The organism is Streptomyces sp. CA-210063, assembly GCF_024612015.1.
In the GTDB taxonomy this organism is placed as follows: Bacteria; Actinomycetota; Actinomycetes; order Streptomycetales; family Streptomycetaceae; genus Streptomyces.
In genome coordinates this window covers 10254178-10268910 of the sequence record NZ_CP102512.1, presented here as the reverse complement: position 1 = coordinate 10268910, position 14733 = coordinate 10254178, and the positions used below count along the sequence as shown (strand labels likewise).

Below are 14733 nucleotides of genomic sequence, written 5' to 3'. Positions count from 1 at the left end.
GGAAGAGGAGTGGTATGAGCAACCCGTTCGAGGACCCCGAGGGCGTCTACCTGGTGCTGGTCAACGACGAGAACCAGCACAGCCTGTGGCCGGACTTCGTGGACGTGCCGGCCGGCTGGCGGGTGGTCCACGGGCCCGACTCGCGGCAGTCGTGCCTGGAGCACGTCGAGACCCACTGGACCGACATGCGGCCGCGCAGCCTGGCCGAGTCGATGGACGGCTGACACGCGGGAAGGGGCCGGTCGCTCGACCGGCCCCTTCCTCGTCTCGCGAGCGACCGTGTCAGGACGCGGGCTGCTCCACCTTGGTGTCCGTCTTGCCGTCGACGGCGGCCGACAGCTGGGGGACGAGCCGCTCGACGACATACCGGAGGCTGAGGACGGTGCCCATGGACAGGGCGTTGCCGTAGTCGCTGACCTCGTCGACGTAGACCTCGCGGCCCTCCTTGACGACGCTCAGGTCCTTGTACGAGGCGTCCTTGTGCAGCTTGTCGGCGTCCTTGGCGACGTCGGCGACCTGCCACACGATGGCGTCCTGGTCGAGCAGGTCGGTGCGCTCCTTGCTGATGTTGGCGCCGAACTGGTCCCCGATCACCTTGTCCAGGTCCGCGGGCAGGGAGAACCCGAGGTCGGTGAGGAGGTGCGAGCGCGGGTCCTGGCTGCCGAAGACGAACATGCCCTCGTAGGGGGTGGCCATCACGGCGCTCTGCCCCTTGAACTCGGGGTGCTCCTCGACCGCCTTCGCGATCGTCTCCTCGGTCTCCTTGACGACCGCGGCGGCCTCGTCCGGCTTGCCGAGCGCCTTGCCGATCCTCTCGGCCTGCTCCTGCCACGGAACGCCGTAGTCGTTGTACGCCTTCGGCTGGGCGACCACGGGCGCGAACTTGGACAGCGACTCGTACTGCTCCTTGGTGAGTCCGCCGTACACCGCGAGGATCAGGTCGGGCTTGAGGGCGGCGATCTTCTCCACCTGCGGGCCGGTGCCCGTGTCCTTGAGGACGGTGGGTGCCTCGGCGCTGCCGAGCTTGTCGTCGGCCCAGGGGCCGATGGCGCCCTTGTAGCCGCCGAGCCATTCGGTGGTGCCGACGGGGACCTTGCCGAGGGCGAGGACCGCGTCCTGGTCGGTGAGGCCGACGGTGACGATCCGCTGGGGCTCTTCCTTGATCGTCGTGCTGCCGTATTTGTGGTCGACGGAGACCGGGAAGGCGGAGTCGCCGGACGTGCTCGCCTCCGCGCCGGCGTCCGACGCGTCGGAGGCGTCGTCGGAGCCGCCACCGCAGGCGGTGGCGAGGAGCAGGGTGGCGGAGGCGAGCACGACGGCGAGCCGTGGCGCTCTACGGGAGCGGAACATCAGCGGTCCTTCGGTTCGGGTTCCTGTGAAGCGGTACGTGTGGGGGTCTCGGGGGCCGGCCGGGGGCCGGTGTCGCGGGCGTCCGACCAGGCCGACCAGAGGGCGGCGTAGGGGCCTCGCGCGGCGCGGAGTTCGTCGTGGGTGCCGCTCTCGACGACACGGCCGGACTCCATGACGACGACGCGGTCGGCGGTCGCCGCCTGGGAGAGGCGGTGGGCGACGATCAGCGCGGTGCGGCCGTCCACGGCGCGGGCGACCGCCTTCTCCAGGGCGCGTGCTCCGGCGCTGCCCGCCTCGGCGGTGGCCTCGTCGAGGATCACCAGGGGCGGGTCGGCGAGGATCAGCCGGGCCAGCGCGAGGGCCTGCGTCCGTTCGCCGCTCAGCCGGTGGCCGCCGTCGCCGACGACCGTGGCGAGCCCGTCGGGCAGGGCCTCGGCCCAGGCGAGGGCGTCGACCCGGTCGAGCGCGGCCCGTAGTTCGTCGTCGGTGGCGTCGGGCTTGGCGAGCCGCAGGTCGTCGGCGAGGGGGCCCGCGAAGACATGGGTCTCCTGGGTGATCAGGGCGATCGTGCGGGAGGCGGCGGAGCCGAGTTCGGTGGGCGGGACGCCGCCGACCAGGACGGTGCCGGTGGTGGGCGGCTGGATGCCCGCGACGAGTCTGGCCAGGGTGGTCTTGCCGGCGCCGCTGGCGCCGACGAGGGCCACGCGTTCGCCGTGCCGGATCGTCAGGTCGATGTCGTGGAGGACGGGGTGGCCGGTCAGGTAGGCGTGGCTGAGGCCCCGGACGGTGACGTCGACGCCGCCCGCCTCGACGGAGTGGTCCGGCGCCGGGGGCAGGGGTTCGTCCGTGACGCCGACGAGCCGGGCGAGGCCCGCCATGGCCGACTGGGCGTCGTCGAGGAGGGCGAGGGCCGCGTTGACGGGGCCGAACAGGCTGTGGAAGTACAGGGCGGCGGCAGTCGCCGTACCGATGCTCGCGGAGCCCTCGCGGACCAGCCAGTAGCCGGTGACCAGGACGGCGGCGAGCCCGATGTACTCGGCGATGTGCAGCCTGCTGTAGAAGCCGAGGACGAGCCGTACGCCCCGCATGGTCAGCGCCACCACGGACCGGGACCGCTCGGTGACCCGCTCGGTGTGCTCCCGTTCCAGCCGGAACGCCCGCGCGGTGGAGCTGCCGCCGATGGTGTCGAGCATCTGCTGCTGCTGGGCGCCGGCCGCCACCCGCTGCTCGGCGTAGAGCGGGACGGCGCGGGTGACGTACCAGCGTGCGGTGGCCGCCTGGACGGGGACCGCGAGCAGCGCGGCCAGCAGGAACCGCCAGTCCAGCAGGGCCATGGCCCCGAGGGTGAGGACGATGGTGAGCAGCGAACGCCCCAGCGCGGGCAGCGCGCCCCGTACGGCGTCGGCGATGAGGGAGACGTCGGCGGTGACCCGGGCCGTCAGGTCACCGGCGCCGGCCTTCTCGACCCGGTCCAGCGGCAGCGCCAGCGCCCGTTCGACGAAGCGTTCGCGCAGCCGGGCCAGGGTCGTCTCCCCCAGCCGGGCGATCAGCGACAGCCCGAACCCGGCGGTGACACCCTGCGCCACGGCGACCGCCACCAGCAGCGCCGCGGTGGCCGTGATGGCGTCGACGGAACCGCGGTCGGCGGCCAGGTCGACGATCCGGCCGAGCAAGGGCTGTACGAGCAGGCCGACGGCGGTGGAGGCGACCATGACCGTGAACCCGGTCAGCGCCAACCGCCGGTGCGGACGCAGCAGTTCGGCGACGGCCGCCCGGGTGCGGGCAGGGGTGGCGACGGGGAGCAGTACGGGTCCGGGGCGGCTGCCGCTCCGGGGTGCCGCCTCGGCGGTCGCGGCGGTCTGAGCGGGCTCGGTCATGTGAGGACCGCCGTACGGTAGTCCGCGCACGCGTGGACGAGCCGCTCGTGGTCGCCGGTCGCGGCGACCCGGCCGTCGTGGAGCAGGACGACCCGGTCGGTGACGGCGAGCAGGGCGGGGCTGTTGGTCACCAGGAGCGTGGTGCGTCCCCGGCGGACGTCCCTGATCCCGGCGGCGATCCGGGTCTCCGTGACGGCGTCGACGGCGGTGGCGGGCTCGTGCACGACGAGCACCGGCGCGTCGGCCGCCAGGGCCCGGGCCAGGGCGACCCGCTGTCGCTGCCCGCCGGACAGCGAACGGCCGCGCGCGCTCACGGCGGTGTGGACGCCGTCGGGCAGCGCGCGGGCGACCTCGTCCGTGTCGGAGGCGGCCATGGCGGCCGTGACGCGCGCCGGTGCGGCGGCGCCGGCCGCCGCCGTGACGTTCTCCAGGACCGTGCCCTCGAACAGGTCGGCGTCGTGCTCGGCGACGAGGATCGCCGCGCGCACCTCCCCCAGTCCGAGCGCGGTCAGTGGCGTGCCGTCCAGTTCGACCGCTCCTTCGGCGGGATCGGTACGGCGGCCGAGACAGCGCAGCAGCGCCGTGGCGTCGGCGGGGTCGGTGGTGGCGACGCCGACGGTCTCGCCGGGGGCGATGTCGACGTCCACGCCGCGCAAAGTGCCGTACGCGAGGGCGCGGATCGTCAGCCGTCCCTCAATGTCGTCACGGGCAGGGGTGTCGTCGGCAGTCTGTCCCGGGGATACGGCGCCCGGGGTGTCCAGCACGTCCGCGATACGGGCGGCGGAGGCGCGGCCCTGCGCCAACTCGGCGTTGACCCAGGCGAATTCGGTGAGCGGGCCGACGATGAACAGGGCGAGTCCGACGGAGGAGACGAGTTCACCGAGGCCGATGTCGCCGCGTGCGGCGAGGCGGCCGCCGACGAGGGCGACCAGGGCGATGAACGTTCCGGTGAGGATGGTGACGACGCCGTTCTGCCAGGCCTCGGCGCGGGCGGCGCGCAGGGTCGCGGCGAGGGAGTCCTGGCTGACGCGCCGGTAGCGGGCGACGGCCGCCGTCTCGGCGCCGATGCCCTTGAGGACACGCAGTCCGGCCACCAGGTCCGCGGCGACACCGGAGGCCTGGGCCGCGCGTTCCTGTTCGGTCTCGCTGCGTCGTTCCAGGGGCTTGCTCAGCAGGTGGCCCAGCCACAGCAGCAGCGGGGTGCCCAGCAGGACGAGCAGGCCCAGGACGAGGGACACCCGCAGGAGTGCGACCGCGCTGACGACGAGGCCCGCCGTCGCCGCGAAGGCGACGATGAGCGCCATGGCGACGGCACCGACCCGCTTGGCGTCCTCGGTGGCGATGTTCGTCAACTCGCCCGGCAGGCGCCCCTCTTCGGCGCCGCCCTCGGGCGCGAGGACGCGGCCGACGAGCTGGGTTCGGAGGTGGTGGGCGGCGGTGACGGAGGCGCGCTCACCCGCTCCGGCACTGAGGCGGAAGCTGAAGGAGAGCCCCACGTACACGACGGCGAGGACGGCGAGCCACAGGAGCAGTCCGGGGACGTCACCGTCCACGACTCCGCGCTCGATGGCCAGTCCGATGAGCACCGGCACCAGGGCCTCGCCCGTCTGGTGCCCCATCCCCAGAACCGCGCCCAGCACGACGTCCCGACGCTGTGCGCCGACCGCGCGCCACAGAACGCTCCGTCCCGGCGGGTCAGCCTTTCTCACGCATCCCTCCGGACCGGTTTCACCAACACAGGAAACGTACAAGAAAACTTAGGTAAGGCTAACTACATTTGTCTTCTTGGACCAGCCCTGAAACGCCGCCCGGACGAACCGACCTCCCCCGAACGCTGGGACATTAACCGACCGAACCGTCAACTGGCGTACGGATCACGGCAGTTCACCAAGACGAGACGTCACCGACGCGACCAGCCGAGACTTCCCCCGACGCGATCGCCCCGACCGGAAGGACCTGTTCGTGCTCAGCACCAGGATCACCAACGCCCGCATCGTCACGATGGACCCGGACCGCCCGGAAGCCCGGGAACTCGGGATCTGGCGGGGGCGCACAGTCGGCCTGGACGAGGACGTGGCGGGGCTTCTGGCGCGGCGGACGCTGGACCTGGACGGCGCCACGGTGCTCCCGGGCTTCATCGACGCCCATGTGCACCTGGCCTGGACGGGCCTGAAGGCCAAGGCACCCAGTGTCGCGCCGAGCCGCCGCGCCGATGACGTGCTCCGCGTGGTGGCCCAGGCGGTGGCGCAGGCACCCGCCGACGGCTGGGTGGACTTCGGCGGCTACGACCAGCGGACGCTCGACCGCCCCCTCACGGCGGCCGACCTCGACGCCGTCAGCGCCGGACGCAAGGTGTATCTGGGCCACCTCTCCGGGCACGCCTGCCTGGTCAACTCGGCTGTGCTGAGCGGACTCCCCGCGGACGTGGCCCGGCCTGACGGTTTCCTCGCGGAGGGCGCCATGGGGGCCGCGCTGCAGTCCCGGCCGCCGCACTCGCTCACCGAGCTGGCCACGGCGATCGAGCACGCCGCGCGCGTCTGCCGGTCCGAGGGGATCACAGGGTGCGCCGAAGCGGGGGTCGGGGCCCGGCTCTTCGGGCACAGCCCCATCGAGGGCGCCGCGTACCAGCTCGCGCACGAGTCGGGCCGACTGCCGCTGCGGGTACGGCTGATGGTGGCGGCCGACGCGCTGCGCCCGGTCGGCGCGGACGCCGAGGACACCACGAGCCGGGCGATCGACCTCGGCCTGCGGACGGGCTTCGGCGAGGGCACGCTCTCCCTCGGCGCGCTCAAGATCTTCACCGACGGCGGCATGATGGCCCGTACGGCGGCCCTCACCAGCCCCTACCTGGGCACCGACGGCTCCGGTCAACTCATGCACGAGCCCGAGGTGTTGGAGAGCACGATCGTCGAGGGCCATCTCGCCGGCTGGCAGCTCGCGGTGCACGCCATCGGCGACCGGGCTCTCGATGTCGCCCTGGACGCGCTGGAGAAGGCCCAGAAGCTGAGCCCGCGCCCGGAGGTACGCCACCGTGTCGAGCACGCGGGCCTGGTCCGCCCCGACCAGCTCCCCCGGCTGGCCGCGCTCGGCGTCACCGTCGTCATCCAGCCGAGCTTCCTGCGCTACTACGGCGACGACTACGCCACGATCATGGGTGAGGACCGGGCCGGCTGGCTCTACCGGGGCCGGGGCTTCCTCGACCACGGGATCCGGGTCGCGGGCAGTTCGGACCGCCCTGTCGCGAACGGCGCCCCGCTGCGGGCCGTCCAGTTCATGGTCGAGCGGGCCTCGGAGTCCGGCCGCCTCATCGGCCCGGACGAGGCGATCACGGTGGACGAGGCACTCCGCGCGTACACCGTCGAGGCCGCCCGCGCCTGCCACTGGGAGGCCGACGCCGGCAGCCTCACCCCCGGCAAGCGGGCCGACCTCGTGGTCCTGGGCGATGATCCGCGCCGGGTGGACGTGTCGCGGATCGGGGAGATCGAAGTGGTGCGGACGTTCGTCGAGGGCGAGGACGAGCTCTGACGAAGGGGCAGTCGGAGGGCCACTCTTCGACGGCAATTAGGTTAGCCTTCCCTTATCAATTGCTGTGCACAGCCCCTCTCTTCCCCGTGAAGGAGTCCTGCCCACCATGTCCCGCACCCCCGCTGCCCGTACGAGCCTCCCGGCCCCGTCGCGCCGAAGCCTGCTCGCGGCCGGCGGGGCACTCGCCCTCACGCCGTTCCTCTCGGCCTGCGGCGGCGACAGCGGGGACGACAGCGCCTCCGACCCGAAGGCGAGCGGCGGCGGACCGTGGTCGTTCAAGGACGACCGCGGCCGCACGGTCCGCATCGACGAACGGCCCGAGACGATCGTGGCGTTCGTCAGCACCGCCGCCGCGCTCTACGACTACGGCATCGAGTGCAAGGGCGTCTTCGGCCCCACCGATCCGGTGAACGGCAAGCCGAACCCGCAGGCCGGCGACATGGACGTGGCCGAACTGACCAGCCTGGGCACCGCGTGGGGCCAGTTCAACGTCGAGAAGTACGCGGCCCTCCGGCCCGACCTGCTGATCAGCAACATGTTCCCGGCGCCGGACCTCTGGTACGTCCCGGAGGAGAGCAAGAAGAAGATCGAGGCGCTCGCCCCCACGGTCGGCATCAGCATCGCCCGCACCTCACTGCTCAACCCGCTCGAGCGGACGGCGGAGCTGGCCGAGTCGCTCGGCGCCGACCTGGGCGCCAAGAAGGTCACCGACGCCAAGACCCGCTTCGAGAAGGCCGCCGACACCCTGCGAGCGGCGGCCGAGGCGAGCGGTGGCCTCAAGGTGATGGCGATCACCGGCGACGCCGAGAACTTCTATGTCGCCGTCCCCGACTCCTACAGCGACCTGCACCACTTCAAGGATCTCGGCGTGGAGTTCGTCGAGGGCCAGAAGTCCGACGAGTGGGGCTTCTGGGAGTTCCTCAGCTGGGAGAACACCGACAAGTACCACGCCGATCTCATCATGGTCGACAACCGTTCCGCCGCCATGACCGAGGAGCAGCTCGCCGAGAAGGCGACCTGGCGTGAACTGCCCGCCGTCAAGGCCGGTCAGACCACTCCCTGGTCGATGGAAGAGCGTTTCAGCTACGCCGGTTTCGCCCCCGTCGTCGAACGCCTCGCCGCCGCCGTCACCGCGTCGAAGAAGCTCAAGGCCTGAGGCAAGGCGCTCAGTCGGACGCGCGGCGGGCCGGGATGGCGCGCGGGAAGTCCGCCGAGGGCACGAAGAACATCGTGCCGGCCACGGCCCGCGAGAAGTCGAGGATCGGGTCGTGGCCGGTCGGGGGGTTCGCCGATGAACACTGACCGGCCCCCGGCCCATGGGCGCATTCGAGGGGCCGGTTCGCTACGCGGCCGAAGCCGGTGCCTCGGCCGTGCTCGGCTGCTGCTCCTCGGGGTCGGTCTCGGTGGCGGCGACCCGGGCGGCGGGGATGAACACCGCGACGATGGCTGCGACCAGGGCGGCGGCGCCGCCGATCATCAGGCCGGTGCGGAAGCCGTCCTCCGAGGGCAGGCTGAAGCCGCCGAGGGTGGTGGTCATCTGGGCGAGGACCACGCCGACGACCGCGGCGGCGGTGGAGGTGCCCAGCGCGCGCATCAGGGTGTTGAAGCTGTTGGCGGAGGCGGTCTCGGACAGCGGCACCGTGCTCATGATCAGCGCGGGCATGGCGCCGTACGCGAGACCGACGCCGGAGCTGACGACGAGGGCGACGATCAGCAGCCCCCAGGTCGAGCCCATCAGGGCCAGCGACAGGCTGTAGCCGGTGGCGATCACCAGGGAGCCGGTGACCAGCGTGAACTTGGGACCGCGGGCGTTGGTGAGCTTTCCGCCGAGCGGCGAGAGCGCCATCATCATCAGCCCGGCCGGGGCCATCCACAGCGCCATCGCCAGCATCGACTGGCCCAGACCGTAGCCGGTGGCCTCAGGCAACCTGAGGAGCTGAGGAGTGATCAGCGACTGCGCGTACATGCCGAAGCCGACGAGGATCGAGGCCACGTTGGTGAGCAGCACGCGCGGGTGGGCGGTGGTGCGCAGGTCGACCAGCGGCTCGCGGGTGCGCAGTTCCCAGAAGCCCCAGAACAGCAGCAGTACGGCGGCGCCGGTGAACAGGCCGAGCGTGGTCGCCGAACCCCAGCCCCAGTCCGCACCCTTGGACACCCCGAGCAGCAGGCACACCACGCCGCCGCCGAGGCCCAAGGCGCCGACGAAGTCGAAGCGCTGCCCCTTGGCGCCTGCCGGGGTCTCGGGGACGAGGAACCAGATCATGGTGGTGACCGCCACGGCCAGACCGGCGGAGCCCCAGAACAGCACGCGCCAGCTGGCGTACTGCGCGACGGCGGCCGCGATCGGCAGGCCGAGGCCGGCGCCGATGCCGAGGGAGGCGCTGACCAGGGCGATGGAGCCGCTGAGCTTCTCCGGCGCGATGACATCACGCAGCAGGCTGATACCGAGCGGCACCACACCCATGCCGATGCCCTGAAGTCCCCGGCCCACGATCATCGGCACGACGGTCGAGGACAGCGCGCAGACCACCGAGCCGATGATCAGCGGCGCGCAGCACACCAGGAGCATGCGCCGTTTGCCGTGGAGGTCGCCGAGGCGCCCGCCGATCGGACCGAAGACCGCGCCCGTCAACAGCGTCGCGGTGATCACCCAGGAGGCGTTCGCCGCGCTGGTGTCGAGGATCGTGGGCAGCTCGGTGAGCAGCGGTGTCACCAGTGTCTGCATGATCGCGGCGACGATGCCGGCGAGCGCCAGCGTCGCGATGACGCCTCCCGAGCGGGCGGTGGGCGGGGGGTTGGCCGTCAAGGGATTCCTCCGTGCGGTGAACCGGCGTCCGGGCATACGTCATGCACCTGGCGTGCAGCATACATGTGCCATGTAGATGACATGTCTCGTGCATCATGCACAGCATGGGTACGATGCCTTACGCGGCAGGGGCGGACCGGCGGGATGCAAAGATCGCCCTGGCGGTATCCGCAACGAGGAGGTAGGCGACCGTGGAAGAGCCGACGCGCCGGGTCGAGTACGAGAACATGCTGCTCGGGCGTTACCAGCATCTGAGCAAGAGCAAGGGGCGCCGCAAGGACTCCACGCTGGAGCGCAGCGCGTACATCCTCCTCAGCCGTATCCGTGTCGAGGGGCCGATGTCCATCGGTGAGCTGAGCGACGCCTTCGGCCTCGACGCCTCCACCCTGCGGCGGCAGACCGCCGCCGCCCTGCGGGCCGGGCTGGTCGAGCACACCCTCGACCCGGAGGGTGGCGTGGCACGCAAGTTCCGTATCACCGAGGAAGGCGAGCGGCGCCTGGACGAGGAGCGGGAGGGCAACGTCCGCACCCTCGCCATGGTGCTGGCGGGCTGGTCCGACGAGGACATCGCCGGGTTCGCCGACTACCTCGAACGCTTCAACACGAGCATCGAGCGGTTGGCCGGCAAGCCCTGGCCGCGCCCGTAGCCGGTGTCCGGGAGGCGGGTAGCCTCGGAGACATGCGGATCTCCGTCTCCTCGGACATGGACGAGCCCGTCGCCCGCTTCCTCCTCACGGAGTTGCGCGCCCGGGGCCACGACGTGCTGACCCATGGCGCGCTGCGCACCGGGGACGACCCCCAGTGGGCGGCCTGCTCGGAGGCGGCGGCCCGCGAGGTCGCGTCCGGCGTGTCGGACCAGGCCGTCGTGTGCTGCTGGACGGGCACCGGCGCGTCGATCGCCGCGAACAAGGTGCCCGGCGTACGGGCCGCCCTGTGCACGGACGCGTACACGGCGGACGGCGCCCGCCGCTGGAACGACGCCAATGTGCTGGCGATCGGTCTGCGCCTGACCTCCGAGCCGCTGCTCAAGGAGATCCTCGACGCCTGGTTCGCCGCCGAGGCCAGCCAGGACGCCGACGACCGGGAGAACGTGGCCCGCGTCGAGCGGCTCGATGTCAGCCGGGGGGCCGACCCGGCCGGGTGAAGACGGGCATGGCCCACAGGGGCGGTTCCGGCGGGGGTTCGGGCGGTCCCGGTGTCGTGGTCGCGACCACGCGGGTCGGCGCGTGCCCCGGCGTGAAGCCACGCGTCGTACCGGCGGCCCTGAGCGCGGCCACGAAGGACAGACACGAGTCGTACCGGTCGTCCGGGGACTTGGCCAACGCCGTCGCCAGGACGTGATCCACGGCCGGCGGCAGACCGGGGCGCGCACTGGTCAGCGGCGGTGGCTCGTCGTACTGGTGGGCCCACAACAGGGCCATGTCGTCGTCCCGTTGGAAGGGCGGCCGGCCGGCGAGCGTCTCGTGGACGACACAGGCGAGGCTGTAGACGTCGCAGCGGCCGTCGACGGGCTTGCCCGAGATCTGCTCCGGCGCCACATAGTCGAGTGTCCCCACGAACTGGCCGACGGTCGTGAAGCCCGTCAGGGACAGCGACTTCTTCGTCAGACCGAAGTCGGTGAGATAGACGTGCTCGGGATGGTCGCTGTCGGTGCCCCGCGCGACCAGGATGTTGCCGGGTTTCACGTCCCGGTGCACCAGACCGTGATCGTGCGCGGCGTCGAGCGCGGAGGCGACCTGGCCGGCGATCCGGGTCGCGGTGGCGACCGGCAACGGGCCCTGCCGGTCCAGGAGATGCCGCAGATCGCGTCCGGCGACGTACCGCATGGCGATGTAGAGGATCCCCTCCGTCTCCCCCGCCTCGAAGACCGGCACGATATGCGGATGGTCGATCGCGGCGGCCACCCGTGACTCGTGTGTGAAACGGAGCCGGAAGGTGTCGTTGCGGGCCAGTTCCGGGGCGAGCAGCTTCAGCGCGACCGTCCGGTCCAGGCGCAGGTCCCTCGCCCGGTAGACCACGGCCATTCCGCCCCGGCCGATCTCCCGCTCGATGCGGTAGCTCGCGATCTGCCGTCCGACCAGCTCGGAAGGGCGCCCCGCGAACGGTCGCGTCTCATCCATCGGGTGTCACAGGTGGGAGCAGCCGTGTGGGTTCGTGATCGCCCGCGTGGGGGTCGGGCGGCCGGTGGTCGGGCGGTTCGCGTTCGGGTCCGCGTACGACCCGGGTCGGCTCCGGATCCGCGGCGGCGGCCGGTGGGACGCGCGGGGCGACCGGGTCCTCGTGCGGTCGCTCGGCCACGGCGAACGTGCTCAGCCGGGCCCCGTCGCAGTACACCCACCGTTCGTGCGCGGAGTCGAACAGCCACAGCGACTCACCGTCGACGACGACGCCGATCCGCAGTCCCTTCGTACGGTCGCGGAAGGTCTCCCCGTCGCGATGTCCGGCGGCCAGTGCCTCGGCCTCGGTGCGGTAGCGCGTCAGGGCCTCCTCGACGCGGGCCAGCAGGGGGCGCGGGTCGGCTGTGCGGGTGTCCGCGGTGCCGGCGGCGGGCGGGTCCTGGGGTACGGCGACGAGGAGGCGGCCGTCGACCCAGGCGGACCAGCCGTTGGCGCACAGGACCTGGCCCCAGTCGCCGCGCCGGTCGAGGAGTTGGACGGGCAGCAGCGGGTCGAGGGCCACGGTGGGACGGGACGGGTCGGGCATCTCCCAGGCGGGCAGCCCGCCCGGCGGGACGACGTGCGTGGGGAGGAATCCGGGGGTCGTCATCGCGGCTACTTCCGCATCACCACGGGTTCGCGGCGACGCAGCAGGCGGGCGACGAGACAGCCGCACAGCAGCGAGAGGACGACCAGCATCCCCATGTCCAGCAGCCACACGCCCGCCGAGTGTGCGAACAGCGGGTCCGTCTTGTCGGGGACGATCCGTTCGAGGTCGATCGTCCCGGCCATCGCGCCGAACGCCCACCGCGACGGCACCAGCCACGCCAGCTGTTCGAGGACGATGGTGCCCCGCACGTCCAGCAGCGCGCCGCAGAACACGACCTGGATGATCGCGAGGAGCACCAGCAGCGGCATGGTGACCTCCTCCTTGCGGACGAGCGCGGAGACGACCAGGCCGAGCATCATCGCGGTGAAGGCGAGCAGCGCCACGGCGACCGTGATCTCGGCCAGGGGTGGCATCAAGACCCCTTCGCCGCCGGGGGCGTTGAGGTCGACGCCGAGGAGGGCGACGAGGGTGAGGACGACCGCCTGGAGGACGGTGACGGTGCCGAGGACGACGACCTTGGACATCAGATACGCGGATCTGGACAGGCCGACGGCGCGTTCGCGCTGGTAGATGACCCGTTCCTTGACCAGTTCGCGGACGGCGTTCGCGGCGCCGGTCAGCACACCGCCCACGCACAGGATGAGCAGCGCGTTCATGGAGGTCTCCCGGTCCAGCGTGCTCCCCGCGAGCGCCCTCGCCATCGCGCCCATCACGAACGGCAGCGCGATCATGATGGCGAGGAAGGTGCGGTCGGCGCTCAGTGCGGCCGCGTACCGGCGGACGAGTGTGCCCAGCTGGGCGCCCCAGCTCTGCGCTGTGGGCGGCGGCGGCACGGCGACCGGCTCCGCGTCGGTCAGGTAGGGCTGGTTCATGGACGCGGTGACGTAGTGGCGGTGGAAGGGCGAGTCCCGGTACTCCCCCGCCCAGTCCCGATCCCGGTCCCGTTCGAAGGCCTCGAACGCCTCCGGCCACTGCTCGAAGCCGAAGAAGGCGAGGGCGTCGTCCGGCGGCCCGTAGTAGGCGACCCTGCCGCCGGGCGCGAGGACGAGGAGCCGGTCGCAGACGTCGAGGCTGAGGACGCTGTGGGTGACGACGATGACCGTACGGCCGTCGTCGGCGAGGCCGCGCAGCATGTGCATCACCGAGCGGTCCATGCCGGGGTCGAGACCGGAGGTCGGCTCGTCGAGGAAGAGCAGAGAGGGTTTCGTCAGCAGTTCCAGGGCGACGCTGACCCGTTTGCGCTGGCCGCCGGAGAGGCTGTGGATGGGCTGGTCGACGCGTTGTTCCAGGCCCAGTTCGCGGATCACCTCGTCGACCCGGGCCTGCCGTTCGGCCTTCGCGGTGTCCTGGGGGAAACGGAGCTCGGCGGCGTAGGCGAGGGCCCTGCGCACGGTCAGCTGGGCGTGCAGGATGTCGTCCTGCGGCACGAGGCCGATGCGCTGGCGCAGTTCGGCGTAGTCGCGGTAGAGGTCACGGCCGTCGTAGAGGACCGTGCCGCTGTCGGCGGGGCGCTGCCCGGTCAGGGCGTTCAGGAGGGTGGACTTTCCGGCGCCGCTGGGGCCGACGACGGCGAGGAGGCATTTCTCGCCGACCGGAAACGCCACCTTGTCCAGCAGTGTCTTCCGGCCGTGGTCGACCGCGACGGTCAGTTCCTGGACGTCCAGGGAGATCTCACCGGTGTCGACGTACTCCTGGAGCTCGTCGCCGACCAGGCAGAACGCGGAGTGGCCGATGCCGACGATGTCACCGGGAGTGACCGGGGCCCGGTCGACGGGCGTGCCGTTGAGGAACGTGCCGTTGTGGCTGCCGAGGTCCACGATCTCGTACGTGCCGTCCGGGAGCGCTCGTAGCTCGGCGTGCCGGCGGGAGACGACGAGGTCGTCGATGACCAGGTCGCTGTCGGCGGCGCGGCCGATACGGACGGTCCGCTCGGGCAGCGGGCGGACGCTGGTGGGCTGCCGGAAGGTGCCGGTGGAGGCGGGGCGGGAGATGGCGGAGGGGCGCTCGGGGGCGAGGCCGGTGAGCACCGCACGGGGGCCCTCCGGGACGGCCCCGAAGTGGATGACGCTGCCGGGGCCCACGTCCCACTCGTGGACGCGGTGGCCGTCGGCGTACGTGCCGTTGGTGCTGTTCTCGTCCTCGATCGTCCAGTGGTCGGCCTCGGCGCGGAGCACCGCGTGGTGCCACGAGACCCGGTCGTCGTCGAGGACCACGTCGCTGAGCGGGTCGCGTCCCACGTGGTACTCGTGGCGGGGGCTCATCACCGTGGAGCCCGACTCGGTCTCCAGCACGAGTTCGGGCGCAGTGAGTGCGATCGACCGCTCCGCCATGCCGAAAATTCTACCGATTCGCCCGAATATGTGCCTGGCGGTCCGCGCGTGGGTGCGGGCCATCCCGCATTGCGGGCAC

12 protein-coding genes are annotated in these 14733 nt (G+C 71.9%); 5 read left to right on the top strand and 7 right to left on the bottom strand.

Annotation, left to right across the window (positions count from 1 at the left end; all coding sequences use genetic code 11):
* Positions 1-14 precede the first annotated feature (14 nt).
* A complete protein-coding gene (locus JIX56_RS44735; RefSeq protein WP_257549784.1) occupies positions 15-224 on the top strand; it encodes an MbtH family protein in 210 nt (69 codons plus the stop codon).
* 58 nt (positions 225-282) lie between these two features.
* Here JIX56_RS44735 and JIX56_RS44730 read toward each other — a convergent pair whose 3' ends face one another.
* Genes JIX56_RS44730 through JIX56_RS44720 form a run of 3 tightly spaced genes read right to left on the bottom strand, consistent with a single transcriptional unit; the run spans position 283 to position 4936 of the window.
* Complete coding sequence (locus tag JIX56_RS44730; protein WP_257549783.1) at positions 283-1350, bottom strand: iron-siderophore ABC transporter substrate-binding protein; 1068 nt, start codon at positions 1348-1350, stop codon at positions 283-285.
* On the bottom strand, positions 1350-3227 hold the full coding sequence (locus JIX56_RS44725) for an ABC transporter ATP-binding protein (RefSeq protein WP_257549782.1): 1878 nt from the start codon (positions 3225-3227) through the stop codon (positions 1350-1352). The genes JIX56_RS44730 and JIX56_RS44725 overlap by 1 nt, the downstream gene beginning before the upstream one ends.
* Complete coding sequence (locus JIX56_RS44720; RefSeq protein WP_257549781.1) at positions 3224-4936, bottom strand: ABC transporter transmembrane domain-containing protein; 1713 nt, start codon at positions 4934-4936, stop codon at positions 3224-3226. Before JIX56_RS44720 ends, JIX56_RS44725 begins: the two co-directional genes overlap by 4 nt.
* 253 nt (positions 4937-5189) lie before the next feature.
* Between JIX56_RS44720 and JIX56_RS44715 the strand changes: the two genes are divergently transcribed.
* Positions 5190-6752 (top strand): amidohydrolase, encoded by a 1563-nt coding sequence (locus JIX56_RS44715; RefSeq protein ID WP_257549780.1) that lies wholly within the window; start codon positions 5190-5192, stop codon positions 6750-6752.
* Between the two features lie 106 nt (positions 6753-6858).
* Positions 6859-7908, top strand: a complete 1050-nt coding sequence (locus JIX56_RS44710; protein WP_257549779.1) for an ABC transporter substrate-binding protein — start codon at positions 6859-6861, stop codon at positions 7906-7908.
* Positions 7909-8094: 186 nt separating this feature from the next.
* On the opposite strand, the gene JIX56_RS44705 is transcribed toward JIX56_RS44710, so the two are convergent.
* Positions 8095-9558, bottom strand: a complete 1464-nt coding sequence (locus tag JIX56_RS44705) for an MFS transporter (RefSeq protein ID WP_257549778.1) — start codon at positions 9556-9558, stop codon at positions 8095-8097.
* 191 nt (positions 9559-9749) lie between these two features.
* Here JIX56_RS44705 and JIX56_RS44700 point away from each other — a divergent pair, with 191 nt between their 5' ends.
* On the top strand, positions 9750-10205 hold the full coding sequence (locus tag JIX56_RS44700; RefSeq protein ID WP_257549777.1) for a MarR family winged helix-turn-helix transcriptional regulator: 456 nt from the start codon (positions 9750-9752) through the stop codon (positions 10203-10205).
* Positions 10206-10237: 32 nt separating this feature from the next.
* The gene (locus JIX56_RS44695) at positions 10238-10702 is read left to right on the top strand and encodes an RpiB/LacA/LacB family sugar-phosphate isomerase (RefSeq protein WP_257549776.1); all 465 of its coding nucleotides are present in this window, start codon (positions 10238-10240) and stop codon (positions 10700-10702) included.
* Here JIX56_RS44695 and JIX56_RS44690 read toward each other — a convergent pair.
* From JIX56_RS44690 to JIX56_RS44680, 3 genes are read right to left on the bottom strand one after another with little or no spacing between them, the layout of a single operon-like run.
* Positions 10674-11678, bottom strand: a complete 1005-nt coding sequence (locus JIX56_RS44690; RefSeq protein ID WP_257549775.1) for a serine/threonine-protein kinase — start codon at positions 11676-11678, stop codon at positions 10674-10676. The two genes, JIX56_RS44695 and JIX56_RS44690, sit on opposite strands and share 29 nt — an antisense overlap.
* Positions 11671-12324 carry a hypothetical protein gene (locus tag JIX56_RS44685; RefSeq protein WP_257549773.1) on the bottom strand — a complete coding sequence of 218 codons (654 nt, stop codon included), beginning with the start codon at positions 12322-12324 and terminating at the stop codon, positions 11671-11673. Before JIX56_RS44685 ends, JIX56_RS44690 begins: the two co-directional genes overlap by 8 nt.
* Positions 12325-12329: 5 nt before the next feature.
* On the bottom strand, positions 12330-14654 hold the full coding sequence (locus JIX56_RS44680; protein ID WP_257549772.1) for an FHA domain-containing protein: 2325 nt from the start codon (positions 14652-14654) through the stop codon (positions 12330-12332).
* Between the last annotated feature and the right edge of the window lie 79 nt (positions 14655-14733).

Excerpts from the sequence above, each read along its gene's own strand:
- JIX56_RS44690 (WP_257549775.1), bottom strand. The coding sequence starts at position 11,678 with ATGGATGAGACGCGACCGTTCGCGGGGCGCCCTTCCGAGCTGGTCGGA.
- JIX56_RS44710 (WP_257549779.1), top strand. The coding sequence starts at position 6,859 with ATGTCCCGCACCCCCGCTGCCCGTACGAGCCTCCCGGCCCCGTCGCGC.
- JIX56_RS44685 (WP_257549773.1), bottom strand. The coding sequence starts at position 12,324 with ATGACGACCCCCGGATTCCTCCCCACGCACGTCGTCCCGCCGGGCGGG.
- JIX56_RS44735 (WP_257549784.1), top strand. The coding sequence starts at position 15 with ATGAGCAACCCGTTCGAGGACCCCGAGGGCGTCTACCTGGTGCTGGTC.
- JIX56_RS44695 (WP_257549776.1), top strand. The coding sequence starts at position 10,238 with ATGCGGATCTCCGTCTCCTCGGACATGGACGAGCCCGTCGCCCGCTTC.
- JIX56_RS44680 (WP_257549772.1), bottom strand. The coding sequence starts at position 14,654 with ATGGCGGAGCGGTCGATCGCACTCACTGCGCCCGAACTCGTGCTGGAG.
- JIX56_RS44725 (WP_257549782.1), bottom strand. The coding sequence starts at position 3,227 with ATGACCGAGCCCGCTCAGACCGCCGCGACCGCCGAGGCGGCACCCCGG.
- JIX56_RS44730 (WP_257549783.1), bottom strand. The coding sequence starts at position 1,350 with ATGTTCCGCTCCCGTAGAGCGCCACGGCTCGCCGTCGTGCTCGCCTCC.